This window comes from Ornithinimicrobium pulveris (genome assembly GCF_050261105.1).
In the GTDB taxonomy this organism is placed as follows: Bacteria; Actinomycetota; Actinomycetes; order Actinomycetales; family Dermatophilaceae; genus Ornithinicoccus.
The window spans coordinates 2,850,730-2,876,048 of sequence record NZ_CP189837.1 but is presented as its reverse complement, the minus strand read 5'-3'; the positions used below and the strand labels follow the sequence as shown (position 1 = coordinate 2,876,048).

Genomic DNA, 25,319 nt, shown 5'->3' with positions numbered 1-25,319 from the left:
GCGTGACGGAGGCCCGGGTCGGGCGGACCTAGAATGCGGCTCATGGCTGTTCGTCCCATCACCGTCATCGGTCACAAGGCTCTGCACTCCCCGACCAAGAGGGTCAAGGAGGTCACCGACGAGATCCGCACCCTGGTCGACGACATGTTCGACACGATGGAGGCGGCCGAGGGGGTGGGCCTGGCGGCCAACCAGGTTGGCTCGCGACTGCGGATCTTCGTGTGGGACTGCCCGGTCGAGGGGCAGCAGGAGCACTCCCGCGGCGTCGTGGTGAACCCGGTTCTCGAGCGCCTGGGCACCCCTGCGCCGCTGGATGAGGACGAAGACGGCGAGGGCTGCCTGTCCGTCCCCGGCGAGTGGTTCCCGCTGGCCCGTCACCCCCGCGCTCGCGTAACCGGCACCGACCTGGACGGCAACGAGGTCGTCGTCGAGGGCGAGGGTCTGCTGGCGCGCTGCCTCCAGCACGAGACCGACCACCTCGACGGTTATCTGTATGTCGATCGCCTCACCGGGCCGTTGAAGACCGAGGCTCGCGAGGCCGTCAAGGACCGGGGTTGGGCCGCGGACGGCATCCTCAAGTGGGACCCGTCGACCACCGAGGCCAGCAAGGTCTGAGTTCTACCGGCCGCTGCCCATCAGGTCGGCGCGAGCGCTCACCGCATCAGCGCCACGGGGTGGGGTCGGGGTCGACGGCCACCCTGCGCCGCGGACCGGGCGCCCGGACAGCGGGTTCGTCGTCGATCCACTCCCAGTCCGACGGCAGTTCGTCGGGGTGCACCTGCTCCCAGCGGGGCTCCCGACCCTGGTTACGTCCCTCGTCGCGTCCACGTTCGCCGCGCCCACGTTCGTCGCGCCCACGTTCGTCGCGCCCCCGTTCGCCACGCCCACGTTCGCCGCGCCCACGTTCGCCTCGCCGACTCCCCGCCTCGTCCCAGTCCGCATCCCCGATCTGGTGCGGCGGCTCCTCGGCCGACCACTCGTCATACCGGCCGTCGGAGTCCCACTGCGGCCCGTCCTCGGTCGGGTCCGAGATGTCGCTGTCGCGGCCGAACATCGTCTCGCACATGGCGATGTACTTACGCTCGGGCCCCGGCACCAGGTCCATCTTGGACAGCGCCTGGTCCTGCCCGGCCGACTCCATCACGAACTCGCCATAGCCCAACAGCCGCCCGAGGATGGAGCGGTCATAGCTCATGTCTGTGACCTTGGCGAGCGGCATCATCGCGACCTTCTGCGTGATCAGGCCGTAGGTCTTCAGCAGCCGCCGATCCGTCGCGATGAACCATTCGGTCCGCCACTCCAGGAAGCGCCAGATAGCCCACAACAGCGAGGCGACCCACGCCCACACCAGCAGGTATGCCGCTTGCCCCCAGTCCGGCGAGAACGCGCCCGCGATCATCAGCACGAACAGCGCGCCGCAGAGGGCGAAGGGAGCACTCAGCCGCCACCAGTGACGCTTGGTGGACACGACCACGCGCTCGCCGGGGATCAGGTAGCGCGACCGGATCCGCTCGCTGACGATGAGCGGGTCGAGAGGCTCCTCACGGGGCATGAGGGCCCCCGGTCAGCCGCTCATGATCGAGTTGAAGAACCGCCCGATGTTGACGAAGCCCTGGCTGATGATGTCCCAGATCGCGCGCACGATGTCGGCGGCGCGGTCGGGGTTGGTGATGATCGCGTAGATCAGGAAGCCCCACACCAGCCAGTGCAGGATCCGGCGGATCGTGGTCGGCATCGGGGCTCCTCGTCAGGGTGTGGGTCGCGTGCTCGGGCGGCACAGATCTGTTGCCAGTGTGACAGATGTGATCAGGTATGCCGTGCACGTTCCCCTCGGGCGCGTCAGGGGTCGAGCCCTAGTCGCCGGTGAGCCCCGTGAGTTGGCGCCTCGCCAACTCGGCGAGGAAGCTGGGCCGACGGCGGTACTGATCCTTGAGATCGTCCACGAGGGCGTCGATCTCGCGCTCTGCGCCGACCTGGGCGTACAGCGCGCGCATGGTGGTGAGGTACTCCGCCGCTGTCTCGTAGTTCCGCCGGTCCGTGACGAGGAGGACCCTGGCGAGGTCAGGGCGATACAGGTCAGCAGCCTCACGAGGGCGCGTGGCGGCGACAGCGTTCGCAAGGCGCTCCCAGAGCGAGGACACCCCGTAGCGCTCGTGCGCCTGCCAGGCCTCGTCGACCTCGTCCTGGTCCAGGTGCAGCGAGACGAGCAGGTCGGCGTTACCGCGCCGCTGGCACCGCTCATCGGCGAGGCCGATGGCCCAGCGTTGCTGGGCCTCTCTCACCTGGAGCTGGTCAGCAAGATCGAGGAGATGGCCGTACGAGGTGACGGTCGGGGACGACGAGAATCGCGACCTAGCCAATTCGAGGGCATCTTCCTCGCGACCGTCGGCGAGGAGGGCGGCCAGAACATCGGGGACGTAGAGCCAGTACTGGTTACCAGGCCGGTCCGAGAGCCGACCGGCCTGGATCGCGCGGTCGTTCCACGCCGCAGCTTCGCGGGTGCGCCCGACTGCTCGCAGTCGATCAATGATGGAGCCGTAGGCGGGGTGCTCGCCCTGGCTCAGGATCTCGACAGCACGGTCGACATCTTCGTCATGGTCAGCCAGTTCCAACTGCATCTGGATCGCCGCGAAAGAACTCCAACGATCGTCCTGATCCTGCGCGGCGTACTTCTCGACGCCGCGTCGATACATGGTGAGTGCCTTGTCATCGAGAGCTGCGGCATACCCCTCGAGGGGAGTCTCCGGCCACCCGGGCGAGGTGGTCCGAAAGGTGATGAGCCAGCGGGCCAGTTTGCTGGGGTCTGGACGACCCTCAAGACAGGACCGGGAGTGCAGGTCGGCGGCCCGCTGGCAGGCGCCGCCGATGGAGCCGCCCGAATCGTCCGCCCGCAGGGTGATCGTGCGGAGACGTTTCACGGCATACTCCAACGCCGACCGGGCTCCATCTGCGGCTTCTGGCGAACCATCGAGATGGCGTTCGACCTCGTCCAACCAGGTGTCCGCATCGTTGGCCACCTCGAACGAGCGGCGGTAGTCCACGAAGCCGCGGATACTGAGGGCTTGCCTCGCGCTGGCGAGGAAGCCTGCGGCGATCTGGTCGCTGTCGCCCGTGGCGGTGGCCGCTCTGGTGGCGAGCAAACGCTGACCGCTGTCACTGAGAACCGCAAGCTCCTGGACGAGCGATCTGAGTTCATCGTGAGACAGATGTGACAGATACGCCTGGACAGAGTCGGCACCCTCGGCGGACACAGTGCTGTGATTGGGGTTGTGGTGGTCCAGTACAGCCAGCCCGACCGCAACCAGGTGCTTGCAGAAGGACCTGTCTGCGGCATACGGGCAGGTGCAGTCGCCGGCGACCCGGTCCCCGTCCCAGGTGAATTCGACGGTATAGACGCGCTTGGCCTGCACCGAGGCCCGAGCCTGCCCTGGTGTTACGCGCAGCGCCCGGACATAGCGCACGTAGTCCGCGCCTCGCGCGAAGACTGCCGGCGTGGTCGCGGCCTCCAGGTCGCCCTCGGAGAAGCCTGCGTCCCCTGTCTGTGCCATGCCTTCATCCTGCCCTTCCCACGCGGCTCGTGATGGTGCGAGTCGCGCGTCCGGTGGCCGGTTTCGCTGACATCCTGCGCGTCCGGTGGCCCTTTTCGCTGACATCCTGCGCGTCCGGTCGAGATGGGGTGGAAGGTCAGGGCTGCAGCAGGGGCGAGGCGGCCATCCGGTCCAAGGCCTCGGCCACCTCGGACGTCGACCCGGCGAACGAGAGCCGCACCTTGCGGTGGCCCTCCACCGTGTCGAAGTCCACGCCCGGCGTCAGCGCCACCCCGCAGTCGGCGAGCAGGTCGCGGCACCAGCTCACCGAGTCCTGCGTCAGGTGCCCGACATCGCACCAGGCATAGAACGCACCGTCCGGCGGGGCGTAGTCGCGCAGGCCCACCTCGGGAAGGCGGGCGATCAGGAGATCCCGGGTGGCGGCATACCGGGCGCGGTGGCCGTCCAGCTCGACCCGCGCCTGCTCGGTGAACGACCCGAGGGCCGCGTGCTGGGCGACCGCGGGCGGGCAGATGTTGAGGTTGCCGGTGAGCACCTCGAGCGGGCGGCGCAGCGAGGCCGGCGCGAGCACCCAGCCGACGCGCCACCCGGTCATCGAGAAGTACTTGCTCACCGAGCCGACCACGACCGCCTCGCGCGAGGTCTCCCACGCGCTCGCGGTCGGCCGCCCGTACGACAACCCGTGGTAGATCTCGTCGCTGATCAGCAGGCAGCCGTTCGCCTCGCACCAGCGCGCGAGCGCGGCGAGTTCGGCGGCGTCGATGATCGTGCCGGTCGGGTTGGCGGGGGAGGCCACGATCAACCCCGCCGGCGTCCCGTATGCCGCAGCCACCTCCTCCAGCTGCCGCACCGTGGGCTGGAAGCGGGTGTCGGCGCCGCAGTCCAACTCGATGACCTCGCACCCCAGCGCCTGCAAGGTGTTGCGATAGGCGGGGTAGCCGGGCCGCGTCATCACCACGCGGTCGCCCACGTCGAAGGCCGCCAGGAACAGGGTGCTGAACGCCCCCGAACTGCCCGGGAAGACCACGACGTCCTCCGGATCGACCGCGATCCCGGACTGCCGCTCGTGATAGGCCGCGATCGCCCGGCGCAGCGGCAGGATGCCGCTGGCCTCGGTATAGCCCAGCACCTCGGAGTCGAGCACCTCGACCGCCCGCGCGCGGGCCGCCGCCGGTGCCGGCGTCGACGGCTGCCCGGCGCACAGCATGATCACGTCACCATGCGTGCGCTGCCGCTCGGCGGCCGCCTTGAGCACCTCCATCACGTAGAAGGGCTCGACCCCGCTGCGGCTCGACGGGCTCCGCGACACCGAGCCCGAGCGCGGCACCCGAGGTGAGGGATGCGGCATACGGGACCTCAGACCACGCCGTAGAGGCGGTCGCCCGCGTCGCCCAGCCCCGGCACGATGTAGCCCTTGTCGTTGAGCCGCTCGTCGATCGCGCCGGTGACCAGCGTGATCGGCGGCTCGATGTCGGCGAGCTCGCTCTGCACCCGCTCGATGCCCTCGGGCGCGGCGAGCAGCACGACCGCCGTGATGTCGTCGGCGCCGAGGTCGACCAGGTAGCGGATCGCGGCGGCGAGGGTGCCCCCGGTCGCGAGCATCGGGTCGAGCACGTAGCACTGGCGCTTGTCCAGGTCGTCCGGCAGCCGGTTGGCGTAGGTGTGCGCCTCCAGCGTCTCCTCGTTGCGCTCCAGCCCCAGGAACCCGACCTCGGCCGTCGGCAGCATCTTCATCATCCCGTCGAGCATGCCGAGGCCGGCGCGCAGGATCGGGACCACGAGGGGCTTAGGCGTGGACAGGTGGATGCCGGTCGTCGGCGCGACGGGGGTCTCGATCTCCATCGGCGTCACCCGCACGTCCCGGGTCGCCTCGTAGGCGAGGAGGGTGACGAGTTCGTCCGCCAGCCGCCGGAAGGTCGGGGTGTCGGTCCGCTTGTCCCGCAGGTAGGTCAGCTTGTGGGCGATGAGCGGGTGGTCGGCAACGTGGACGCGCATGGGACAGACTCTAGGTCGTGAGCGACTCCTCCGGCACCCCCTCCCCGCGCGCGTGGGCCCCTGCCCCGTATGCCGAGTGGCTCGGTCTCGCGCTCGACGAGGCCCGGGCGGTGAGCGCCTCGGGCGACGTGCCGATCGGGGCGGTGGTGATCGGGCCGGGCGGAGAGGTGCTGGGCCGGGGGCGAAATGTGCGGGAGGAGCTGGCTGATCCGACCGGTCATGCCGAGGTGGTGGCGCTGCGGGAGGCAGGCGCAGCGGTGGGCTCATGGCGGTTGGCGGGATGCTCGCTGGTGGTGACCTTGGAGCCGTGCGCGATGTGTGCCGGCGCGGCGGTGCTGTCCCGGGTGGACCGGGTGGTCTTCGGGGCCTGGGACGACAAGGCCGGGGCGTGCGGGTCGGTCTGGGACCTGCCGCGGGATCGGCGCTCGCTGCATCGGCCTGAGGTGGTGGGCGGGGTACGGGAGGAGGAGTGTGCCCGGTTGTTGCTGGACTTCTTCGGGGAGCGGCGCTGAGGGTGCGCGCGTGAGGGGTGCGCGCGTGAGTTATCCACAGGATGGGCCGGAGGCTCAGCGGGGCAGTGGCGCTTCGGCCTAGCGTCGAGTCCATGCAGACAGAGCAGCCGTGGGGGACGCCGGGGGCCGGACCGACGCAGGACGGGGGTCCTCAGGGTGGGCTGCCGATGCCGCCGCCCCAGGGGCCGCCCGCCTCGCACCAGGCGCCCCCGGGTGGATGGCCGGGTGGCGCGCCGACAGGGTGGTCAGGTGGCGCGCCAGGAGGGCCGCAGGACCCGTGGCCATCCGGTGGCCCGGCCGGACCTGGCTGGGGGCCGGGGAAGGTCGAGCACCAGGGCGCGATGAAGGTCATCATGCTCGGGGCGCTGACGTTCATGGGGCTGGTCTTCCTGGCGCCGTGGGCCTGGGCGAACGGGCGTCGCGTGCTCCGGGAGATGGACGCTTCGCCGGTGCCGATAGTGAACCGGCGGTTCGTGTGGTTGGCCACCATGTTCGGGATGGTCTACACCTGCATGTTCGGCCTGCTGATCGTCTGGATCTGCGTGATGGTGGTGCTGATGGAAGCGGGCATCGTCGGGTGAGTCAACGACTGCCCGTACGCGGGCATCGTGGATGAGTCAACGCGACGATTTCGGGGCGGCGTTCACCCTCAGGTAGCCTGTCCGGCGGTGGCGTGTCCGAGCGGCCTAAGGAGCACGCCTCGAAAGCGTGTGAGGGCGCAAGTCCTCCGTGGGTTCAAATCCCACCGCCACCGCCATGGGGCCTTTCCCTATCGGGAGGCCCAGGCTTTCCCCAACCCCCGCCTGTTCCGGCGGGCGGGGGTCGGGGAGGCCGGATCCCCTTCGAAACACCCCCGACCCGCTCCCGGGACGCTGCGATGGCACCCCGTCGAACGGCACGGGGCCCACCTGGTAGACGATCCGGGGACGTGCGGGCAGGCTGACGCCGCCTGGGTCTCGCGGTGAGTGGTCGCCGGGCTCGACCGGCGTGCGACGTGGGCCGTGGAGGCTCAGGAGTCCTCGTCGTCGTCGGGTCGCATCATGTGCCGGAGCAGCCGGTGCGTGGTGGTGTCCTCACGCTCGCGCCGGACGAACCGCGGCGGCGGCGTCTGCGCCTCGTCGAGCTGGTCCCACGGCGTGCAGAACCAGTCCTCGGCCATCAGCAGGTTCACCGCGGCGAGCAGGCAGCCCATGAGCAGGCTGTAGCGCCGGTTGCCGCGCACCAGGATGGAGTACTTGCCGACGGAGAGCCTGTTGCGGCGAATCTCGCCGTTGGCCGACTCGATGGCGGAGCGCCGGTGGTAGGAGGCGAGCCACCGGGTCGTGCCGTAGGGCGCGGTCTGGAAGGTGCGCCCGTACTCCTCGGGGGTCAGGGTGATGGTGCGACCGCAGCCGCACTCCACCCCGGGGCGGCACGCGGTGGTGGGCCGCCGCCTCGTGGGCCGCAGCCGCATCGAGGAGGGCGTGTTGGGGCAGCGGACCCTCCCGGTGACGGCCGGACCGCGGAACCGGAGCCGCCCGGTCCTCCCGTCGGGGGAGCCCATCGGCGTGTAGAGGTAGGGCAGGCGCTGGTCGTAGGTGCTGGCGAGCTCGTGCCGGTCGCTGCGGGTCATGCCCCGCTGGTACGCCGGCAGGTTCCGCAGGCGGGTCGGCAGCGCCTCGCTGGCCAGGGTGCCGTCCACCCAGAGCGTGCCGGGCAGCGGTCCGGGGCTCACCTTGCGCTGGTTCGGGTGCAGGTCGACCGTCTGCCGGATGCCGCGCCGGACCAGGTGCTCGCCCCAGGCCGTCAGGTAGCTGTAGCCCCGGTCGGCCAGCAGCACCTCCGGGGTGTACCCCAGGTTGTCCAGCGCGGTCAGGCCACCCTCGAGCCGGTCGTCGCCGGCGCCCCGGATGGACACGCCCCGGATGAACGCGGGCACCGGCTCGGAGCCCAGGTCGGGCACGTCGGCGATGAGGTGGAGCTCGCGACCGAGGTAGATGGCCGTCTGCCCCTGCTTCTTCCCGCGGAAGCCCTCGGTGACGTCCGGGTCGTGCGTGTGCCGCAGCCGGCCGTCCGGCCCGATACGGGGGAAGCCTGGCGTGGACACGTCGGGGGCACGCTCGTCGGTCTCGACGGGGAGCTGGCACGCGGGCACGTCCGGCAGGCCGTCGGCGGAGCGGGACTTGCGGTGGAAGCTGCTCTCGTGGGCCGTGCCGTCCTCGGCGGCGGTCGCGGTGGGAGGGCAGCTGCTCGGGATGCCGGCCCTGGCCAGGTCGCTGGCCACCTCGTCCACGGTCCGCCCGAGCGCCCGGGTCGTCACCTCGCCGGTCTCCTCATCGACGTCCCAGCCGACCGACCGGGCGACCTTGTCGAACGTCTTCCAGAACTGGCCGTAGGTCATCCTCTCGGGCAGTCCCATGAACTTGCGCTGGTGGGCGGTCAGCGCCCGGTAGACCCGGTCGTAGGCTCCCTGCAGCACCATGCTCCCGCCCTGGGTGAGGGCGCACAGCACGAGGAGGTTCAGCATGGCGCGGTAGGTCAGCCGCCGTGGTGCCCCGACCGTCGTGGCCAGGGTCTGCTCGGCACGGTCCGCGACACCGGACCGCTCGACGACCCGGACGGCCAGGGTGCACATGCGCGTGGCGACGGCGTGCCGACTGCCCTTGAGCTGGGCGTCCCGCTCCCTGGCCTCCCGGCGGGCCTGGGCCTCCAGCCCCACGGTGTAGCGGGGCCCCTTGCGTGCGTGCCGCCTTTCGTGACGTCGGCGCCCCATCAGTGGTCCACCCCCGCCGCGCGTCGCAGGTAGGTGTCCTGGCGGACGGGCAGGTGCGGGGCCACGGCGTCGAAGCCGCTGCCGGAGCGTAGCCCCGCGACGGCCTGGATCTCGCGCAGCGTCAGGTTGCCCTCGGACATGACGTCGACCAGCCAGGTGTTGCGCAGGATGCGGACCTGGAGCCGGGGCAGGTACCGGGGAATCTCGATGCGGTCGAGCACCTTTTCGAACGGCGGCCCGGAGCCCAGGTGGTCGCCGAAGTACCGCTCGTCGGTGACGCCGTCGACCAGCCGCACGATGCCCTCGGCGTACCGGGCACGGGCGGGAACGACCCGGCCGGCACCGCGGTAGAGCACTAGGCCGTCCTCCTGGGTGATGGACCGCGTCATCAGCCCGCGCAGCTCGGACGAGCGCAACCCGAACCCCAGGCACAGGTGCAGGACCGAGCCGAGCACGAAACGTCGCCGGTCGGTGGCCTGCTGGTCGACCACGCGCAGGAACCGTCCGACCTCCTCTTCCGTGTAGAGGGTCCTGCTGTCGGCGCGCCCGAACGACTCCGGCGTGGGGGTCCAGACGGTGCGACGGTCCGCGTTGGCGCGGGCAATCTTGCGCAGGAAGGAGCGGTAGGTGCTGACCGACGGGGTACTCAGCGTGGCGGTGAACGCCTCGATGCGGTCCTCGGTCCACAGCACCTCCGGCACCAGCGGCAGGTCCTGCTCGTACGCCCAGGCCAGGTACTGCGCCAGGGCGGGCATCCGGTTCAGCGCGGTGGAGGTGGCGCCCTCGAAGCGTGAGGCCACCTCCAGGGCCACGTCGCGGACACGGGCCCAGGTCCGCGGGTCGACCACGTCGGCACGGGGCTGGTACTGCTCCAGCGCGTCACGCAGACCCATCCAGTGTCCCTGTCTCCACACGGTGACACCCCGCGCCCGGACCGTCACGACCCTGCTCCGGTGGTCGGCAGGCGGGAGTGTTGGTTACTACCTACACAATAGTCACCTGGGCGGGCTGGCGGAAGACCCGCGACTACGCGCTCGGCGTAAGCAGAAACCAACGGCGGTACCGTGGTGACATGGCGCGACCGAGCCGCAACCTCCCCAACCACGAGGCAGGCAGCACCTGGCCCGACGAGCGGCTCGACGACGCGCCCAGCGAAGTCGCCCGTCAGCTCGCGCTCAACCTGCGCACCGCGATGGGCCGGCGCTCCACCCGTGGCGTGCGCGCGGCCACCGGCGTCGACCACACGACCGTCGCCGACATCCTCAAAGGCACGACCTGGCCCGACCTCAACACCATCGCCCGGCTGGAGCACGGCCTGGGCGTCGACCTGTGGCCCGCGGGGGTCGCCAGGGAGCACCAGGTCGAGGACGACCAGGGCTGACGGGACGTAGACGTAGCTCTCGCGCACACCGGCCCTGGGCCAGCGTCAGGTGGTGCCAGGTCGGAGGACGGGGCGCGGATCCGGCGTACCGGCGTCGCTTCCGGCGTGGGACCGTCAGATCTGGCGTCGGACCTGCCAGATCTGGCAGACCGGTAGCGTGGCCTCGCGTGGTGCGAGGTTGGGCCGTCGTCCCGTCCCTAGCGTCAGGGGCATGGCCGTCCCGAAGCACCCGCGTGACTTCTTCGAGGTGCCGCAGATGTTCGGGTCCGGGGCGGTCCGCGTGCGTGACGACCTCGGCCGGGACCGACGCCTGCGGGACCGGGCGACCGCGGCCGTGCACCAGCACCGCGTCGTGCAGACCGTCCACCGGCTCATGCTCAGCCAGGGCCTGAAGCAGACCAGCCTGGCCGCCGCGACCGGCATCTCCTCACGCCGGCTCTCTCGGGTGCTGACCGGCGAGGCGTGGGTGCACGTCTACGACCTGGTCGCCCTGGGCCGGGTGCTCGGGCTCGACCTGGTCCAGGTCCGCGTCATCGACGACCTGACCTTCGACGCGTCGTGGGCGCCGAGAAAGGCTGATCACGGGACGGACTGATCACGGCGTCGGGGCATGTTCTGTGGTGTCGCCCGTGCAGCCGTCCCGGTGACGTGACAGATAGGTTCGGGGCACAGGAACAGGCGACGCGGCCCACAGCAGGAGGATCAGGGTGACCCTGAGCAGCACCGACGACCAGACCATGACCCAGCGCCAGCTCGAGTCCACCCTGTGGGCCGCCGCGAACGCGCTGCGTGGCCCGGTCGACCCCGGCGACTTCAAGGCTTACGTCTTCCCCGTCATGTTCTTCAAGTGGATCTCCGACACCTGGGACTACTGGCACGCCAAGGCCGTCGAGGAGTGGGGGGAGCAGCTCACCGACGAGATCGAGAACGAGGACTACCAGCCGTTCGTGATCCCCGACGGGTGTCACTGGGCCGACGTGCACAACACCGCCGTCAACGTCGGGGTCAAGCTCAACAGCACGCTCCAGAAGATCGAGCAGGCCAACCCCGAGCTGGTGGGCGTCTTCGGTGACGTGAACTGGGCGAACAAGGACCGCCTGCCCGAGACCGCGCTCGTGGCTCTCCTCGACACCTTCCACGGGGTGAGGCTCGACCCGGACCACGTCAAGGGTGACATGCTTGGCGCCGCCTACGAGTACCTGCTGCGGGAGTTCGCCGAGGCCAGCGGCAAGAAGGCCGGCGAGTTCTTCACCCCCCGCCACGTCGTCCACCTTCTCGTCAAGATCCTCGACCCGCAGCCCGGCGACCACATCGTCGACCCGGCCTGCGGCTCCGGCGGGATGCTGGTCGAGACGATCAACTCGGTCAAGGAGTCCGGCGGTGACCCACGCACGCTGCGTCTTCACGGTCAGGAGGTCAACCTCACCACCTCGGCCATCGCGAAGATGAACCTCTACCTGCACGGCCTCAAGGACTTCACCATCCGCCGCGGTGACACCTTCAGCGAGCCGCGGTTCGTCACCAAGGGCAAGCTCGACAAGTTCGACGTCGTCATCGCCAACCCGCCGTTCAGCCTCCAGAACTGGGGCGCGGCCAAGTGGTCCAACGACCCGCACGGGCGGGCGTTCTGCGGTGTCCCCCCGGCCAAGAACGGTGACTTCGCGTGGATCCAGCACATGATCGCCACGATGCGCGAGGACACCGGCCGCGTCGGCGTCGTCATGCCTCACGGTGTCCTCTTCCGGGGCGGCAAGGAGGGAGAGATTCGGCGCTGCCTGCTGGAGGACAAGGACTACCTGGAGGCGGTCATCGGGCTGCCCAACAACCTGTTCTACTCCACGTCCATCCCGGTCGCGCTGCTCATATTCCGCAAGACCAAGCCCGCCGACCGCGCGGGCAAGGTGCTCTTCGTCGACGCCTCGGCACGGTTCCAGGCGGGAAAGAACCAGAACTCGATGAGCGACGCGGACATCGAGGCCATCCATGCCGCCTACGCGCGCGGCGAGGACATCGACGGCGAGGAGGGTCTGCACCTCCGCCTGGTCGACATGGCCGAGATCGCCGACAACGGGTACGACCTGAACATCGGCCGCTACATCACGACCGAGGCCGCGGTCGAGGTGGACGTGGAGGCTGCCCTCGCGGCGTACCACGACGCCCGCGCCGAGCTGCGTGCCGCGGAGCGCGTGCTCGACGAGAAGCTGAAGGCGGCGGGTTTCGGTGCGTGAGGGTTGGCGCGAGGTCGCCGTCGAGGACGTGGCTCAGGTCGTCGGTGGCGGCACGCCCAAGAGCGGCGTTCCGGAGTATTGGGGCGGGGACGTGCAGTGGCTGACTCCGAAGGATCTTTCTGACCGGCCTGCCCGGTACACGTTCTCCGGGGCGCGGACCATCACCGCCGAAGGGCTCAAGGGCTCGGGTGCCAAACTGCTCCCGGCTGGCGCGGTCCTCCTCACGAGTCGTGCACCGGTCGGTTACGTGTCGGTGGCGGCAGGCCCGATCACCACCAACCAGGGATTCAAGAGCCTGATCCTCAAGAACGGGCAACTCCCCGAGTTCTGGTACTACCTCCTGCTGCACTCCACCGACTACCTCCGCGCCAACTCTGGTGGCTCGACCTTCCAGGAACTCAGCGGCGGGGCTCTGAAGAAGCTCCGGTTCCGTGTACCGCCCCTCGACGAGCAGCGGCGCATCGTGGACCTGATCGGCGCCCTGGACGACACCATCGCGGCGGCGGAACAGTCCACACACCAGCTAACCGAGGCCATGATTCATCTGCCTGCAGCAGTCGCCCGTCGTGGTCACGACCTGGGGTGGGAATCCGACGTCCTCGAGGACGTCCTGGGCGGAAAGTCTGCGATTCGTACGGGCCCCTTCGGTAGCCAGCTACATCAGAGCGACTATGTCGAAGACGGCCCCGTGGCCGTGGTGATGCCCGCGAATATGCGCCGCGGACGTGTGGACCTGTCGGGAGCGGCGCGGATCCCGGAGACTGATGCCGTACGACTTGGCCGCCATGTGACCCGGGCGGGCGACATCCTCTGGTCACGTCGCGGGGACGTCACTCGATTCGCGGTCATCGACGACGCATCCGAGGGCAGTTTGTGTGGGACTGGCTGCTTCCTCCTCCGGCCCGAGGATCCTGGGATGGCGTCATGGCTGGAAGTCCTCTTGTCGAGCCCTGAGACTGGGAGGTGGCTCGTCGACAACGCGGTGGGTGCAACGATGGCGAACCTGAATCGGACAATCCTTGGCAACATCCCGGTTGTCATTCCGCCTATTGCTGACCGCATGGCGCTTTCCGAGTCGTGGTCTTCTATGCGAACAGCCGACCAGGCTCTTGCTGTCACTATCAGCACCCTCCGCGGCCTGCGCTCGAACCTGTTGACCGCGCTCCTGTCAGGCGAGCACGAGATCCCGGAGTCTTACGACGAGGTCATGGAGGCAAAAGCATGAGTGGTATGGGGGAACTCCTGAGCGTGCAGGCGCCGCTGGTCGCAGCGATGGTCGAGCAGGGGTGGCGGCACGTCCCGGGCAACGAGCTGACCCGTGACGACGTCGACCCGTTCGTCGAGGACGAGGTCGTCGCCGCGCTGATCCGGCTCAACCCCGCCATCGACGAGGACCACGAGCGGGTCCACGAGGTCCTGCGGCAGCTGCGGACGCTCCCGCTGGCCGCCGTCGACTCCGGCCTGGTCGAGGCGAACCGGGACTTCGCGGACTGGCTGCGGGGCAACCGGACGCACGAGTACGTCGGCACCAAGGGCTCGGTCCCGGTCCGGCTGATCGACTTCGACGACCTGACCAACAACACCTACGTCGTCTCCGACGAGGTGCGGTACGGCGCCCCCGGTGATGCGGCCCGGTTCGACATCGTCCTGTGGGTCAACGGGTTCCCCCTGGTCGTCGGCGAGCTGAAGACGCCGCTGGCCGCGCGCACCTCGTGGATGCAGGGCGCCTCTGAGTTGGTCGACACCTACCAGGTGGACCGGCCCGGCTTCTTCGTCCCCAACGCCCTCGTCTTCGCGACCGAGGGCAAGGAGTTCCGGTACGCCGGCGTCGGCACCCCCGTGCAGATGTGGCAGACCTGGGGGCCGGTGAAGGACAAGCCGAAGCTGGCGGACGTGATCGAGGCTGCCACGTCGCTGTGCCACCCGCGGGTGCTGCTGGACATGCTGGCCGACTACACGCTGTTCGAGACGCCCGACAACGACGACGGCATCGCATCCCTGCACAAGATCGTGGCCCGCTATACCCAGTACCAGGCCGTCAACCTGATCGTAGAGCGGACCAAGGACCCGACCCGGCGCAAGGGCCTCATCTACCACACGCAGGGGTCCGGCAAGACCCTGGCGATGGTGTTCGCCGCCGGCAAGCTGCTGCGGGACGAGACGCTCAACAACCCGACCATCGTCCTGGTCGCCGACCGGGTCCAGCTCGTGCAGCAGATGTGGGACCAGTTCCGCACCACGTCGATGCCGCGACTGGTCGTGCCGGCCACCGCGGGCGACCTGCAGCGGCTCCTGGCCAAGGACCAGCGCGGCCTGATCTTCACCACCGTGCACAAGTTCGCCGAGGCCCCGGTCCTGAACGAGCGGTCCAACGTGGTCGTGATGGTGGACGAGGCGCACCGCACCCAGGAGGGCGGCCTCGGCCAGACGATGCGCCAGGCCCTGCCGAACGCCAACCTGTTCGCGTTCACCGGCACCCCGATCGCCGACGAGGACCGCAACACCTTCGCCACCTTCGGCGACGAGACCGACCCCGGCAGCGCCCTTCACACCTACGGGACGGACGAGTCGATCCGGGACGGGATGACGGTCCCGATCCACGTCGCGCCCCGTAAGGTCGACTTCACCCTGGACAAGGAGGCCCTCGACGAGGCGTTCAAGGCCATGTCCGACGCAGAGGGGCTCTCGGAGCAGGAGCAGGACGTCCTGGCCAGGCGGGCAGCGAAGGCGGCGACGTTCTTCGCCAACCCGGAGCGGATCAGTGCGGTCTGCGCGGACATCATCGAGCACTACTACTCGACCGTCGACCCGCTGGGGATGAAGGCCCAGATCGTCGTCATCGACCGGGCCGCCTGCGTCGCCTACACCGAGGAGCTCGACCGGCTCCTGGCGCAGCGTCACGCCGCCCAGGTCGCGGCCACCGGGCCGGACGACGAACCGCCGGCACGGGACGAGGTCGCCGTCGTGATGACCGTCGGCACCGCGAAGGGTGACCCGCCGCAGTGGGGCAAGTACCGCCTGACCGAGGCCGAGGAGGCCGCGCTGCTGAAGCGGTTCCGCACCCACGGCGACCCGCTCAAGTTCCTGGTGTGCACCTCCAAGCTAGGCACCGGGTTCAACGCCCCGATCGAGGGCGTCATGTACCTGGACAAGCCGCTGAAAGACCACACGCTGTTCCAGACGATCACCCGCGCGAACCGGACCTGGCGCAACCCCGCCACGGGCCGGGACAAGCGGTACGGGATCATCGTCGACTACGTGGGTCTCGGCTCGGGCTTCGGCAAGGCGATGGCCCCCGCCGACCCCGCGAACGGGCAGCGTCAGGTCGAGGTCGAGGGCCTGATCGACACCTTCCGGGACCAGCTCCGTCTGACCATGCTCCGCTTCGCAGGCATCGACGTCATCAGGGTCAGCCCACAGACCCTGATCGACGCCCAGGCCCGGATGCCCCGTCCGGCCGACGAGGACGACTTCGCCGTCAACTACGGGGTCCTGGAAGGCATCTGGGAGGCGCTGACACCGAACGACGAGCTGGCCGCCCACCTCGACGAGTACCGCTTCCTGTCCCAGGTCTACGCCTCCGTCCAGCCCTCCAGCGGCAGTAAGGACATGCTCTGGCACCGGCTCGGCGCGAAGACCCTCGAGCTGGTGCACCGCCACATGGACGACATCGCGGTCACACGCTCCAACGAGGTCGTCATCGCCGACGCAGACACGGTGAAGACGCTCATCGAGGAAGGCATCATCACCGACCCGGGCGAGCTAGAGGGCAAGACCGCCGACGACATCATCGACTCGATCGCGGCCCGCCTGAAGAAGAAGCTCCAGGCGTCCGACGGCAAGCAGCCCCACCCGGTCTACCGGTCGCTGGCCGAGCGCCTCGACAAGCTGCGGCAGCAGACGATCGCCGCGGCCCAGCAGTCCATCGAGTGGCTCCGCAGGGCCTTCGAGCTGGCGACCGACCTGACCGCCGCGGAGAGAGCCGAGGAAGCAGCCGGCGAGCACGGCCTGGACCTGCTCCCGGACCCGCACATCGGCGCCCTCACCCAGATCTTCCGCGAGTACGCCCCGGCCGACGCACCGGCGCTCGTGGAGCGAGTCGTGACCGAGATCGACGAGATCGTCCGCGAGGTCCGCTACGACGGCTGGGCGGCCACGCAGGAGGGCGACCGGATCGTGCGCCGCGAGGTCCGCAAGGTCCTGGGCAAGCACCAGCTCCACGAGACCAAGGGCCTGTTCGACGCCGCATACGCCTACATCGCGGAGCACTACTGATGACAGGAGAAGTGGCGCGTTGACATACCTCGTCCGCAACCTGCGACGGTGATCATCCACCAGGCCGTGTCCGAGGTGGGCGAGCAGAGGCCGATCCCGACTATCGCTTAGATCCCTAGGAAAGGCAGAATCTTATGGTGCAGTCAGTCTTCTACAGCTTCGACTACGACGAAGACAACTGGCGGGTCCAGAAGGTCCAGAACATGGGGCAGGTCGAAGGTGGACCGGCCTTCACCCCCCAGGACTGGGAGAAGGTCAAGCGCAGTTCGGACGCGGCCATCGAAAACTGGATCGACGCCCAGATGAAGTACACGAGGGCCGTGATCGTCTTGATCGGCAGCCTCACGTCGGAGAGCCGGTGGGTCAGGTACGAGATCGTGAAGGCGTGGGGAGAGAGACGCCCGCTCGTCGGGATCGACATCCACGGGCTGGAGGATTCCCGGGGACGGACGAGCTACCGCGGAGAAAACCCGTTCAACATACCGCTCAGAGACGGGACCAACATGTCACACTACGTCGAGCGCCACCAGCCGAGCGGCGTCAACAGCCAGATGGTCTACAACAGCATCCGCAGCAACATCGAGGACTGGGTGTCCCGTGCCTATCGACGCTGACTGCGCGTTTTGCCGGATAGTCGCCGGCGAAGATGGGCAGGCCCGAGAGGTCTACCGGGATGAGTCAGTGGTGGCGTTCTTCCCCGACGAGCCGGCGACGTTGGGGCACACGATGGTCGTTCCGGCCGGCCACTACCCGATGGTCTTCGATCTTCCGGACGAGGTCTTGACTCACCTCGCCGTCGTCACGAAAAGACTGGCCGTGGCGATCCAGCAGGCTGTACACCCGACGGGCCTGAACCTCATTCAGTCGAACGGGTCCAGCGCCACCCAAAGCGTGCCCCACCTGCATGTGCACGTCGTCCCTCGCTGGGATGAAGACGATCTGGGAGACATTTGGCCACCCAGCAGCCCGGTCAGCGAAGTCGCCACCGACGCTGCATGGGACTCCATCCGCGCAGCGTGCAGTAGAGAGATGCCGTGACTGCGCCAACCGGCTTCTCTGACGACCAGCGCCTGCACCTGGAGCTGCTTTCGAGTGTCATCGGACGAATGTCCGGCGCGTCATCCACGATCAAGAGCTGGACGGTCCCCGTGGTCACCGCGGCGTACGGCTTCTCCCTCACAGGCTCCCAAGCTGAGGCAGCGGCTTGGCTGGGGCTGATGGCCGTCGTGCTGTTCGGAGTGCTCGACACGTACTACCTTGACCTCGAGCGCGGGTACATCAGGCGATTCAAGCAGGCAGTGTCTGGCGACCTGGAGCTCTTCGACATGAGTCCGGATCGCCCAGACCGGGGCCTCTTCAGGTTCGAGACACTCAGGTCCTGGGCGATATGGCCGTTCTACGGCACGCTGGTCGGCGTGGGGGTGCTCATCCTCGTGGTCTTGCCATGACCTACCAGCATGAGGTCGCCCTCTCGTTCGCCGGGGAACAGCGAGAGTACGTGCAGGCGGTCGTCGACGAGCTGAAGAAGCTTAGGATCGAGCCGTTCTACGACAACGACTACGGTGTCGAGCTCTGGGGAAAGAGCCATCTCACAGAGCTTCCCAGTCGGTACCGGAACTCGGCGATGGTCGTGATGTTCATCTCGAAGGACTACGTCGCGAAAGCGTGGCCGAAGCACGAAGCGTCCTTCATCCTGCACGAGCTGCTCGATCGGACCCACGAGTACCTGTTGCCTGTTCGCTTCGACGATGCAGAACTCGAGGGACTGGACCCTTCGATCCACTACCAGGACGCCAACAAGGTGGCTCCGGGCACTCTTGCATCTGCCATCGAGAGCAAACTCGTCGCCATGGGACTTCGACCGCGGAAGATAGCGGCGAAGGGCCAGATCGTGTCCTACAACCTGCTCCCGAGGCTGCAGGGTGGAACGGTTACCCTGCCGCCGCTGGAGCAAACACGAGACCCCAAGCGCGTAAGGGAACTGCTCGGTCCCTATGTCCAACTGGCAGATGACCTGGTTGTCATCGCGAGGGAGACTGGCGCCCATGTACCCATGCCACTGGAACTGAACGACGAAACCAGGGTGTGGGTGCGGGTGCTGCGTCGGATGCTCGAAGGAGGAGTACCCCCGTGGCCGATCGCTACCTTCGAGAGGTCACTGGTGCTCACCGCGTCGGCAGTGCCCACGGAGGGCGCGCTCTTCGTCAGGATTCAGACCTCCAACATCATGGTTGGAGAGCACGCAGTCGCGCTGCCGCCTTTCGGCATCTACCACCCCCACGTCCGGTTCACAGATCCGTCTCCTGAGCTCGACACATTCGGACGGCCCACCGGCCGACACACTCTTACGGCTGCACCTGTCGACGGGACACCGTTGGTGGCCTACATCGCCGCGGAGGGCGCTCGAACCTCAACACCCTGGGACCTTGAGGGAATCACAGAGCCTCCGGAGCTTGCGCTGCCGGAGTAACCGTCCCAGCCTGTGCAGAAATGACCCGCAACCTGTGCATGATCCCCCGAGGCGGCCTCGGCGGCGCTGGTCACGGGATTGTTCGAGAACGCCGCCATCGGTCCGTGTGGACCCCGAGCCCCCGAACGTCTCGTTCGGGGGCTCGATGCATGCGGCGTCGTTCAGGCGAACGTGCGCATGCGCATCCGGGACCGCGTGGGTGCAGGTGGCGCCTGACCGTTGAGCGATGCGCACGTCGCCGTGCACAGGCGCGCATGATCCGGTGCGCGTCGCCGGGACCGATTGCGATCGTTGTGGGCGCGAGTGGCTCAGCAGACCCAGCCGTACTCGCGTTCCTCGGTGGTGAGCCAGCGCTCGAGTTCGCCGCTGTCGGAGACGAAGTGCGCGATCCCGTCGGTGAAGATCGTCACCGTCCCGACGTCATCGCCGGGCGCCGGGGCGGGGATGGTGGGAAGCGTCATACCGGACATGGGGGCGAAGCCGGGGGCACCGGCGGAGATCAGGTGCGGCATCGCCGGCTGGTCGACTGCGAGACTCGGCAGACCCCTGACCGCAGCGGCGCCGAGCTCGGAGTCAGGGGAGTGGCTCTGGGGCGAGTCGAGGTCGTAGCGGGAGTCATCGAAGGTGTCGCGCTCCTCGGGGAGGAGTTGGTACCAGGTCTGGCCGTCGAGCTGGAGGACCTCGTTGCCGCAGGCGGGATACCAGGTGACGGCTTCGTGCACTTCCGCCACGGCTATCGGGCCGGTGGTCGGCGGAGATCCACCTGGACCGGTGTTGGTGCCGCACGCGCTCAGGGCGAGGGCCAGCGGGAGGGCGGTGAGGGCGCGGGCGAGAGGTCCGCGGGCAGCGCTGCGCGGTGACATGGTGCTCGGACGCGGGGCGCGGGGTGCTGGTTCCCCGACCGTGAGACTCAGGCGCGGTGCAGAGCTTCGGCAGCGGCGGCGATGTCGTCCAGCTCGGTCCGTAGGGAGCGCTCGGTGAGCTTGATGCCGAGCGGGCCGACCACCTTGAGCGCGAGGCGCTGGAGCCGGTTGGGGTCGGCGATGCTGGCGCCGAAGCGAATGGTCAGCAGCGCCGAGGTGGAGCCGTCCAGCGACTCCAGGATCAGAGTGGTGCGGTACGTCGTGCCGCCGTCGACCGCCTGCAGCGTGGTGGAGCGGCCGGGATCGTTCTCCACCACCACCATCTCCTGCGTTTCCGAGGAACCCATCATCCGGCGGGTCTCGCGCCACCGGGTGCCGAGCGCGTAGGGCCCGTCAGTGATCATCTGCAGCTCAGTCACCTGGGAGAGACGCTCGGGGGCGCGGTGCAGGTCGGTCACCACCTCCCAGACGCGCGCCGGAGGAGCCGCCACCCGGCGGTTCAGCTCGATCTGGTGCTGCAGGTCGGCGTTGTCGGCGGGGGTCATCGGCCGTCCCCGCCCTCGCCGGAGCCGTCACCAGAGCCGTCACCCTCGCCATCGCCGGTCCCGGGCAGGTCCTCCCACTCGGTGCCCAGGATCAGGTCGACGACCCGGTCGGTGCCGCTGCCGTCCTCGCCCAGCTCCTCGAGGTCGACGCCGTCAGGGAGGGCGTCGCGCAGGGCCCGGGCCGCGCGCTCACCCTCGGGCACGTAGCGGATCACGCCGACGCCCTCGTAGGCCTCGCCCGCATTGCCGACGGTGTCCACCTGGAAGTTGCGCTCCCGCAGGGACTCCGCCGCACGTCCGGCGAGCCCGGCGGTCTGGGTGGAGTTGTAGACGTTGACCACGATGTCCTGCGAGCGCAGGGCGGGAGGCGGCACGGTGGCGGCGGTGGTGTCCGCAGTGTCCCCGCCAGAGCCGCCTGGGAAGGTGATCCAGCCCTGCATCGAGGCGAAGGCCAGTGAGAAGACCAGCACCAGCCCGAGCAGCAGGGTGGTGATCACCAGCGCAGCGCGACGGCGTGCTCGACGGGCCGCGGTCGACATACCGGCGGTGCGCACATAACCCACGGGGGTTCTCCTTTCGCCCCAGTGAGGCTAGCGACCCGCAGGGTCGTCCAGGTCGAGGACACGCCCGTGGACGACCGGTCGGCCCTGCAGAGCGGCCCGCAACGCCCGGTGCAGACCGTCCTCCAGGTAGAGCTCGTCGCGCCACTTCACCACGTGGCAGAAGATGTCGCCGTAGAAGGTGGAGTCGGCCGACAGCAGCGCCCGCAGGTCCAGCTCGGCCCGCGTCGTGGTCAGCTCATCCAGCCGCAGCATCCGCGGCGGCAGGTGCGACCAGTCCTCAAGCTGGTGGGCAGGGTAGGGCCGCCCGTCGCCCACACCCTTGAAGATCATGTCAGGGAGTCTAAAGTCAGCACCGTGAGCGAGCAGAGCAGCAGCGCCCAGATCGACCTCATCCGCGAGGGCTACGCCTTCACCGCCCCGAGCATCGTGCTCGGCGCGGCGGTGGACGGGGAGGAGGTCGTCCCCGACGCGGTCGTCCGGTTGCCCCTTGGGTCGATGAACCGCCACGGCCTCGTCGCCGGTGCGACCGGCACCGGCAAGACCGTCACCCTCCAGGTGCTCGCCGAGCAGCTCTCGGACGCCGGGGTCCCGGTCTTCCTCGCCGATATCAAGGGCGACCTCACGGGTATGGCGACACCCGCCGTCGGCGGCGACCGCATCAGCGAGCGGATGACCAGGTTGGGGCAGGACTGGGAAGGAACGGCATACCCGGTCGAGCTGCTCAACCTCGGCGGGCACGGGCCGGGCTCGCCGGTGCGCGCCAGCGTGACCAGCTTCGGCCCCACGCTCCTGGCCAAGGTGCTGCGCCTCAACCGGACCCAGGAGTCGAGCCTGTCGCTCATCTTCTACTGGGCCGACCAGCAGGGGCTGGCGCTCCTGGACCTCAAGGACCTCCAGTCGGTCATCCAGCACCTCGTCTCCGACGAGGGCAAGGAGGACCTGAAGTCGGTCGGCGGCCTCGCCAAGTCCACCGCCGGCGTGATCCTGCGCGAGCTCACCGCGCTGGCCGCGGCGGGCGGCGACGACTTCTTCGGTGAGCCCGAGTTCGAGACCCAGGACCTGCTGCGCACCACCGCGGACGGCAAGGGGATCGTCACCCTGCTCGAGCTGCCGGGCGTGCAGGACAAGCCGGTGCTCTTCTCCACCTTCCTGATGTGGCTGCTGGCCGAGCTCTTCCAGGACCTGCCCGAGGTCGGCAACCCGGACAAGCCCAAGCTGGTCTTCTTCTTCGACGAGGCGCACCTGCTCTTCAAGGACGCCTCGCAGGCCTTCTTGGAGGCGATCGAGCAGGCGGTGCGGCTGATCCGCTCCAAGGGGGTCGGTGTTTTCTTCGTCACCCAGGCCCCGACCGATGTGCCTTCTACGGTGCTCGCCCAGCTCGGCAACCGGGTCCAGCACGCGCTGCGCGCCCACACGCCCAATGACGCCAAGGCGCTGCGCGCGACGGTCTCGACCTACCCGACCAGCGAGTACGACCTCGGTGAGGTGCTGACCTCGCTCGGCACCGGCGAGGCGATCGTCACCGTGCTCTCGGACAAGGGTGCGCCCACGCCGGTCGCGCGCACGATGCTCCGCGCTCCTCAGGGCCAGATCGGCCCGTCCGCGGAGGGCGTCATCCAGCGGGTCGTCGGCGCCTCGACGCTGACCGGAAAGTACGCCGACGCTGTCGACCGCGATTCGGCCTATGAGCTGCTGAAGGTGCGGATGGAGGAGGCCGCCCGCGCCGCCGAGGAGGAGGCTGCGGCCGCCGAGGCGGAGAAGGAGCGGCTTGCCGCCGAGAAGGCTGCTGAGAAGGAGCGTCTCGCGCAGGAGAAGGCGGCCGAACGCCAGGCCGAGCGGGAGCGCGTCGCCGCCGAGAAGGAGGCCGAGCGTCGCCGGATCGCCGATGAGCGGGCCCGGCAGAAGCAGCGCGACACCTTCAACAAGGGCTTCCAGAGCGCGCTGCGCTCAGCCGGCACCGTGATCGGCCGGGAGATCACCCGCTCGATCTTCGGCACCGGTCGCCGCCGCTGACCCGCCCGCCCCGTATGCCGCATCCCGCCGGGTGCGCAGAACGGCCCCGGACCGAGGTGGTCCGGGGCCGTCTCGCTCGCCGGTGGCGGATGGCGGAGGATGGGGGATTTGAACCCCCGAGGGTTTTATCCCAACACGATTTCCAATCGTGCGCACTAGGCCACTATGCGAATCCTCCGCCGGAGAGAATACCTGACGGGCAGGGGTGGCCCGAAATCGCGCGGGCTTGGACTGGCCTGCGCGGCCACGTAGACTGGTCCCCGGACCCCTCGTGCGGTGGTACCTCGGTGAACTCCCCCAGGGCAGGAATGCAGCAAGGGCAGCCGGGCTCTTCCAGGTGCGCGAGGGGTTCTTCATGCGCAGATGCCGCCCTGCCCGGGTGCGTGGCAGGATGAACCCCGCCGCACGCCATACCGAAAGGTCGTCCCCATGCCGCTGCACGTCAGCTCCGAGGTCGGAACGCTGCGCCAGGTGATCGTCCACCGGCCCGGTCTCGAGATGCACCGCCTCACGCCGGAGAACAAGGAGGAGTACCTCTTCGACGAGATCCTCTGGGTGGAGCAGGCGCAGGAGGAGCACGACCACTTCGTGCAGGTGATGCGTGAGCGCGGGGTCGTGGTGCACCACTTCGACCAGCTGCTGCGCGAGACCCTGGCGATCCCGGCCGCCCGCGCCCACGTGCTCGACCACTCGCTGGACGAGCGGCACATGGGTCCGCTGGCGGCGCTGGAGCTGCGGCAGATGTTCGAGGAGATGGACGACGAGACGCTGACCCGGCATCTCATCGGCGGCATCACCAAGCACGAGGTGCTCGAGCGGATGCCGGTCACCCACTCGCTGGTGATCGAGCAGCACGACGACCACGACTCGGTCCTCGCCCCGCTGCCCAACCACCTCTTCACCCGGGACACCTCCGCGGTGATCTATGGCGGCGTCGCGGTCAACTCGATGCACAAGAAGGCCCGTCGCCGCGAGACCGTGCACTACGACGCGATCTACACCTACCACCCGATGTTCGCCGACTCCGGCCTGGACTGGTGGGCGCACGGGATCGACGACGGTCCGGCGACCGCCGAGGGTGGCGACATCCTGGTGCCGGGCAATGGCGTTGTGCTGGTCGGGCTCTCCGAGCGGACCACCGCGATGGGCGTGGAGCGCCTGGCGCGCAAGCTGTTCACCGCCGGCCAGGCGCAGACCGTGATCGCGCTGGACATGCCCAAGGCCCGTGCGGTCATGCACCTGGACACTGTGATGACGATGATCGACCAGGAGACCTTCACCCGCTACAGCGGCCTGCCGGACCTCACCTCGTGGACGATCACCCCCGGCGACATGGTCGGGGACGAGCTCGACATCCTCGTCGAGCGGCACCGGCCCGAGCAGATGGAGGACGTGATCGCCAAGGGTTTGGGCCTGGACAAGCTGCGCGTCCTCGCCGCCGACCAGGACCCGCGCGCCGCCGCCCGCGAGCAGTGGGACGACGGCTGCAACCTGCTCGCCCTCGAGCCCGGCGTCGTCGTCACCTACGCGCGCAACACGGTCACCAACGAGTACCTGCGCCAGCAGGGGGTCGAGGTGCTCGAGATCAGTGGGTCCGAGCTCGGCCGCGGGCGTGGCGGTCCGCGCTGCATGTCCTGCCCGGTGGAGCGCGACGGCCTCGCCTGAGCCGCCCGTCCCGACCTCCTGCCCCGTCCCGTATGCCGCCCCGTCGCCGCATCGATCCCGCCGCCGGTGAGCAGGCGCTCGCCGGGTGGCGGGCATGGGCGGGCGTGGGGTCGGGGGAGCCTGGCGGCTCACCCCCAGGTGGTCGTGCCGAGGGGGGAGGTGCCTCGGCAGGGTCAGCAGACTCTGGTGCCGGTGCTCCGGAGCCGTCGCGGCAGGAGGTGGCGACGGCCGTGCGCTACACCTTGGAAGAGCTCGCCGTCGTCGCTCCCGGCCGCTCGGTCGAGGTCCGGATCCCGCCCTACGGCGCGGTCCAGTGCATCGAGGGCCCCCGCCACACCCGTGGCACGCCGACCAATGTGGTCGAGACCGACCCGCAGACCTGGCTGCGCCTGGCGACGGGCGAGCTGACCTGGGAGCAGGCCGAGGCGAGCGGCGCGGTCCGCAGCTCGGGGATCCGGGCCGACCTCACGCCATACCTGCCCCTGCGTGGCGACTGAGCCCTCGCTCAG

The 25,319-nt window shown here is 69.1% G+C and carries 26 protein-coding genes, 2 tRNA genes and 1 other RNA gene; 17 read left to right on the top strand and 12 right to left on the bottom strand.

Annotated features, from left to right (window positions below; genetic code table 11):
* The first annotated feature begins 42 nt into the window (after positions 1–42).
* A complete protein-coding gene (def, locus tag ACQBAT_RS13535) occupies positions 43–615 on the top strand; it encodes a peptide deformylase (protein ID WP_420747380.1) in 573 nt (190 codons plus the stop codon).
* Positions 616–661: 46 nt separating this feature from the next.
* Here the strand turns inward: def and ACQBAT_RS13530 are convergent, their stop codons facing one another.
* From ACQBAT_RS13530 to upp, 5 genes are all read right to left on the bottom strand, one after another.
* On the bottom strand, positions 662–1,552 hold the full coding sequence (locus ACQBAT_RS13530; protein ID WP_420747379.1) for a PH domain-containing protein: 891 nt from the start codon (positions 1,550–1,552) through the stop codon (positions 662–664).
* Between the two features lie 12 nt (positions 1,553–1,564).
* Positions 1,565–1,735 (bottom strand): hypothetical protein, encoded by a 171-nt coding sequence (locus tag ACQBAT_RS13525; protein WP_420747378.1) that lies wholly within the window; start codon positions 1,733–1,735, stop codon positions 1,565–1,567.
* 118 nt (positions 1,736–1,853) lie between these two features.
* Positions 1,854–3,548, bottom strand: a complete 1,695-nt coding sequence (locus ACQBAT_RS13520; RefSeq protein ID WP_420747377.1) for an SWIM zinc finger family protein — start codon at positions 3,546–3,548, stop codon at positions 1,854–1,856.
* 136 nt (positions 3,549–3,684) lie between these two features.
* The gene (locus tag ACQBAT_RS13515; RefSeq protein ID WP_420747376.1) at positions 3,685–4,896 is read right to left on the bottom strand and encodes an aminotransferase class I/II-fold pyridoxal phosphate-dependent enzyme; all 1,212 of its coding nucleotides are present in this window, start codon (positions 4,894–4,896) and stop codon (positions 3,685–3,687) included.
* An 8-nt stretch (positions 4,897–4,904) separates the two neighbouring features.
* On the bottom strand, positions 4,905–5,543 hold the full coding sequence (gene upp, locus ACQBAT_RS13510) for a uracil phosphoribosyltransferase (protein WP_420747375.1): 639 nt from the start codon (positions 5,541–5,543) through the stop codon (positions 4,905–4,907).
* 17 nt (positions 5,544–5,560) lie between these two features.
* On the opposite strand from upp, the gene ACQBAT_RS13505 reads away from it, so the two are divergent.
* The 3 genes from ACQBAT_RS13505 (at position 5,561) to ACQBAT_RS13495 (ending at position 6,812) form a co-directional block, all read left to right on the top strand.
* Entirely contained in the window at positions 5,561–6,055 is a 495-nt protein-coding gene (locus ACQBAT_RS13505) for a nucleoside deaminase (protein WP_420747374.1), read from the top strand.
* A gap of 92 nt (positions 6,056–6,147) precedes the next feature.
* Positions 6,148–6,636 (top strand): hypothetical protein, encoded by a 489-nt coding sequence (locus tag ACQBAT_RS13500; RefSeq protein ID WP_420747373.1) that lies wholly within the window; start codon positions 6,148–6,150, stop codon positions 6,634–6,636.
* Between the two features lie 86 nt (positions 6,637–6,722).
* Positions 6,723–6,812: transfer RNA gene (locus ACQBAT_RS13495), tRNA-Ser, on the top strand.
* A gap of 252 nt (positions 6,813–7,064) precedes the next feature.
* On the opposite strand, the gene ACQBAT_RS13490 is transcribed toward ACQBAT_RS13495, so the two are convergent.
* Together ACQBAT_RS13490 and ACQBAT_RS13485 are read right to left on the bottom strand one after the other, a co-directional pair.
* Entirely contained in the window at positions 7,065–8,807 is a 1,743-nt protein-coding gene (locus ACQBAT_RS13490; RefSeq protein ID WP_420747372.1) for a hypothetical protein, read from the bottom strand.
* A complete protein-coding gene (locus ACQBAT_RS13485) occupies positions 8,807–9,700 on the bottom strand; it encodes a hypothetical protein (protein ID WP_420747371.1) in 894 nt (297 codons plus the stop codon). The genes ACQBAT_RS13490 and ACQBAT_RS13485 overlap by 1 nt, the downstream gene beginning before the upstream one ends.
* A 179-nt stretch (positions 9,701–9,879) precedes the next feature.
* Between ACQBAT_RS13485 and ACQBAT_RS13480 the strand changes: the two genes are divergently transcribed.
* The 9 genes from ACQBAT_RS13480 (at position 9,880) to ACQBAT_RS13440 (ending at position 19,161) form a co-directional block, all read left to right on the top strand.
* Positions 9,880–10,188 carry a helix-turn-helix domain-containing protein gene (locus tag ACQBAT_RS13480; RefSeq protein ID WP_420747370.1) on the top strand — a complete coding sequence of 103 codons (309 nt, stop codon included), beginning with the start codon at positions 9,880–9,882 and terminating at the stop codon, positions 10,186–10,188.
* A gap of 211 nt (positions 10,189–10,399) precedes the next feature.
* Complete coding sequence (locus ACQBAT_RS13475) at positions 10,400–10,783, top strand: helix-turn-helix domain-containing protein (RefSeq protein WP_420747369.1); 384 nt, start codon at positions 10,400–10,402, stop codon at positions 10,781–10,783.
* 112 nt (positions 10,784–10,895) lie between these two features.
* On the top strand, positions 10,896–12,416 hold the full coding sequence (locus ACQBAT_RS13470) for an N-6 DNA methylase (protein WP_420747368.1): 1,521 nt from the start codon (positions 10,896–10,898) through the stop codon (positions 12,414–12,416).
* A complete protein-coding gene (locus tag ACQBAT_RS13465) occupies positions 12,409–13,641 on the top strand; it encodes a restriction endonuclease subunit S (protein WP_420747367.1) in 1,233 nt (410 codons plus the stop codon). The genes ACQBAT_RS13470 and ACQBAT_RS13465 overlap by 8 nt, the downstream gene beginning before the upstream one ends.
* Entirely contained in the window at positions 13,638–16,691 is a 3,054-nt protein-coding gene (locus ACQBAT_RS13460) for a type I restriction endonuclease subunit R (protein ID WP_420747366.1), read from the top strand. Before ACQBAT_RS13465 ends, ACQBAT_RS13460 begins: the two co-directional genes overlap by 4 nt.
* Positions 16,692–16,828: 137 nt before the next feature.
* Positions 16,829–17,305, top strand: coding sequence for a TIR domain-containing protein (locus ACQBAT_RS13455; RefSeq protein ID WP_420747365.1), 477 nt, complete (start codon positions 16,829–16,831; stop codon positions 17,303–17,305).
* Positions 17,289–17,729, top strand: a complete 441-nt coding sequence (locus ACQBAT_RS13450) for an HIT family protein (protein WP_420747364.1) — start codon at positions 17,289–17,291, stop codon at positions 17,727–17,729. Before ACQBAT_RS13455 ends, ACQBAT_RS13450 begins: the two co-directional genes overlap by 17 nt.
* Positions 17,726–18,139, top strand: a complete 414-nt coding sequence (locus tag ACQBAT_RS13445; protein ID WP_420747363.1) for a hypothetical protein — start codon at positions 17,726–17,728, stop codon at positions 18,137–18,139. Before ACQBAT_RS13450 ends, ACQBAT_RS13445 begins: the two co-directional genes overlap by 4 nt.
* The gene (locus ACQBAT_RS13440) at positions 18,136–19,161 is read left to right on the top strand and encodes a TIR domain-containing protein (protein WP_420747362.1); all 1,026 of its coding nucleotides are present in this window, start codon (positions 18,136–18,138) and stop codon (positions 19,159–19,161) included. The genes ACQBAT_RS13445 and ACQBAT_RS13440 overlap by 4 nt, the downstream gene beginning before the upstream one ends.
* 308 nt (positions 19,162–19,469) lie before the next feature.
* On the opposite strand, the gene ACQBAT_RS13435 is transcribed toward ACQBAT_RS13440, so the two are convergent.
* The 4 genes from ACQBAT_RS13435 to ACQBAT_RS13420 are packed head-to-tail and all read right to left on the bottom strand — an operon-like array spanning position 19,470 to position 21,462.
* A complete protein-coding gene (locus ACQBAT_RS13435; protein ID WP_420747361.1) occupies positions 19,470–20,024 on the bottom strand; it encodes a hypothetical protein in 555 nt (184 codons plus the stop codon).
* Between the two features lie 47 nt (positions 20,025–20,071).
* Positions 20,072–20,569, bottom strand: a complete 498-nt coding sequence (locus tag ACQBAT_RS13430) for an SRPBCC family protein (protein WP_420747360.1) — start codon at positions 20,567–20,569, stop codon at positions 20,072–20,074.
* Positions 20,566–21,132 carry a LytR C-terminal domain-containing protein gene (locus ACQBAT_RS13425; RefSeq protein WP_420747359.1) on the bottom strand — a complete coding sequence of 189 codons (567 nt, stop codon included), beginning with the start codon at positions 21,130–21,132 and terminating at the stop codon, positions 20,566–20,568. The genes ACQBAT_RS13430 and ACQBAT_RS13425 overlap by 4 nt, the downstream gene beginning before the upstream one ends.
* A gap of 27 nt (positions 21,133–21,159) precedes the next feature.
* Positions 21,160–21,462, bottom strand: coding sequence for a type II toxin-antitoxin system VapB family antitoxin (locus ACQBAT_RS13420; protein ID WP_420747358.1), 303 nt, complete (start codon positions 21,460–21,462; stop codon positions 21,160–21,162).
* Positions 21,463–21,486: 24 nt separating this feature from the next.
* Between ACQBAT_RS13420 and ACQBAT_RS13415 the strand changes: the two genes are divergently transcribed.
* A complete protein-coding gene (locus tag ACQBAT_RS13415; protein ID WP_420747357.1) occupies positions 21,487–23,145 on the top strand; it encodes a helicase HerA-like domain-containing protein in 1,659 nt (552 codons plus the stop codon).
* Positions 23,146–23,235: 90 nt separating this feature from the next.
* Here ACQBAT_RS13415 and ACQBAT_RS13410 read toward each other — a convergent pair.
* A tRNA-Ser gene (locus ACQBAT_RS13410) sits at positions 23,236–23,323 on the bottom strand.
* Positions 23,324–23,405: 82 nt separating this feature from the next.
* On the opposite strand from ACQBAT_RS13410, the gene ffs reads away from it, so the two are divergent.
* The 3 genes from ffs (at position 23,406) to ACQBAT_RS13395 (ending at position 25,307) form a co-directional block, all read left to right on the top strand.
* An RNA gene (gene ffs, locus ACQBAT_RS13405) (signal recognition particle sRNA small type) lies at positions 23,406–23,502 on the top strand.
* A gap of 72 nt (positions 23,503–23,574) precedes the next feature.
* Entirely contained in the window at positions 23,575–24,810 is a 1,236-nt protein-coding gene (locus tag ACQBAT_RS13400; protein ID WP_420747356.1) for an arginine deiminase, read from the top strand.
* Between the two features lie 32 nt (positions 24,811–24,842).
* Positions 24,843–25,307: a sterol carrier family protein gene (locus ACQBAT_RS13395; protein ID WP_420747355.1), complete on the top strand. Its 465-nt coding sequence runs from the start codon at positions 24,843–24,845 to the stop codon at positions 25,305–25,307.
* Positions 25,308–25,319: the final 12 nt, after the last annotated feature.

What these genes read in the sequence shown, in the direction of transcription:
- def (WP_420747380.1), top strand. Translation starts at nt 43, where the DNA reads ATGGCTGTTCGTCCCATCACCGTCATCGGTCACAAGGCTCTGCACTCC.
- ACQBAT_RS13525 (WP_420747378.1), bottom strand. Translation starts at nt 1,735, where the DNA reads ATGCCGACCACGATCCGCCGGATCCTGCACTGGCTGGTGTGGGGCTTC.
- ACQBAT_RS13400 (WP_420747356.1), top strand. Translation starts at nt 23,575, where the DNA reads ATGCCGCTGCACGTCAGCTCCGAGGTCGGAACGCTGCGCCAGGTGATC.
- ACQBAT_RS13500 (WP_420747373.1), top strand. Translation starts at nt 6,148, where the DNA reads ATGCAGACAGAGCAGCCGTGGGGGACGCCGGGGGCCGGACCGACGCAG.
- ACQBAT_RS13485 (WP_420747371.1), bottom strand. Translation starts at nt 9,700, where the DNA reads ATGGGTCTGCGTGACGCGCTGGAGCAGTACCAGCCCCGTGCCGACGTG.
- ACQBAT_RS13490 (WP_420747372.1), bottom strand. Translation starts at nt 8,807, where the DNA reads ATGGGGCGCCGACGTCACGAAAGGCGGCACGCACGCAAGGGGCCCCGC.
- ACQBAT_RS13515 (WP_420747376.1), bottom strand. Translation starts at nt 4,896, where the DNA reads ATGCCGCATCCCTCACCTCGGGTGCCGCGCTCGGGCTCGGTGTCGCGG.
- ACQBAT_RS13430 (WP_420747360.1), bottom strand. Translation starts at nt 20,569, where the DNA reads ATGACCCCCGCCGACAACGCCGACCTGCAGCACCAGATCGAGCTGAAC.
- ACQBAT_RS13420 (WP_420747358.1), bottom strand. Translation starts at nt 21,462, where the DNA reads ATGATCTTCAAGGGTGTGGGCGACGGGCGGCCCTACCCTGCCCACCAG.
- ACQBAT_RS13440 (WP_420747362.1), top strand. Translation starts at nt 18,136, where the DNA reads ATGACCTACCAGCATGAGGTCGCCCTCTCGTTCGCCGGGGAACAGCGA.
- ACQBAT_RS13435 (WP_420747361.1), bottom strand. Translation starts at nt 20,024, where the DNA reads ATGTCACCGCGCAGCGCTGCCCGCGGACCTCTCGCCCGCGCCCTCACC.
- ACQBAT_RS13520 (WP_420747377.1), bottom strand. Translation starts at nt 3,548, where the DNA reads ATGGCACAGACAGGGGACGCAGGCTTCTCCGAGGGCGACCTGGAGGCC.
- ACQBAT_RS13460 (WP_420747366.1), top strand. Translation starts at nt 13,638, where the DNA reads ATGAGTGGTATGGGGGAACTCCTGAGCGTGCAGGCGCCGCTGGTCGCA.
- upp (WP_420747375.1), bottom strand. Translation starts at nt 5,543, where the DNA reads ATGCGCGTCCACGTTGCCGACCACCCGCTCATCGCCCACAAGCTGACC.
- ACQBAT_RS13530 (WP_420747379.1), bottom strand. Translation starts at nt 1,552, where the DNA reads ATGCCCCGTGAGGAGCCTCTCGACCCGCTCATCGTCAGCGAGCGGATC.
- ACQBAT_RS13480 (WP_420747370.1), top strand. Translation starts at nt 9,880, where the DNA reads ATGGCGCGACCGAGCCGCAACCTCCCCAACCACGAGGCAGGCAGCACC.
- ACQBAT_RS13475 (WP_420747369.1), top strand. Translation starts at nt 10,400, where the DNA reads ATGGCCGTCCCGAAGCACCCGCGTGACTTCTTCGAGGTGCCGCAGATG.
- ACQBAT_RS13395 (WP_420747355.1), top strand. Translation starts at nt 24,843, where the DNA reads ATGCCGCCCCGTCGCCGCATCGATCCCGCCGCCGGTGAGCAGGCGCTC.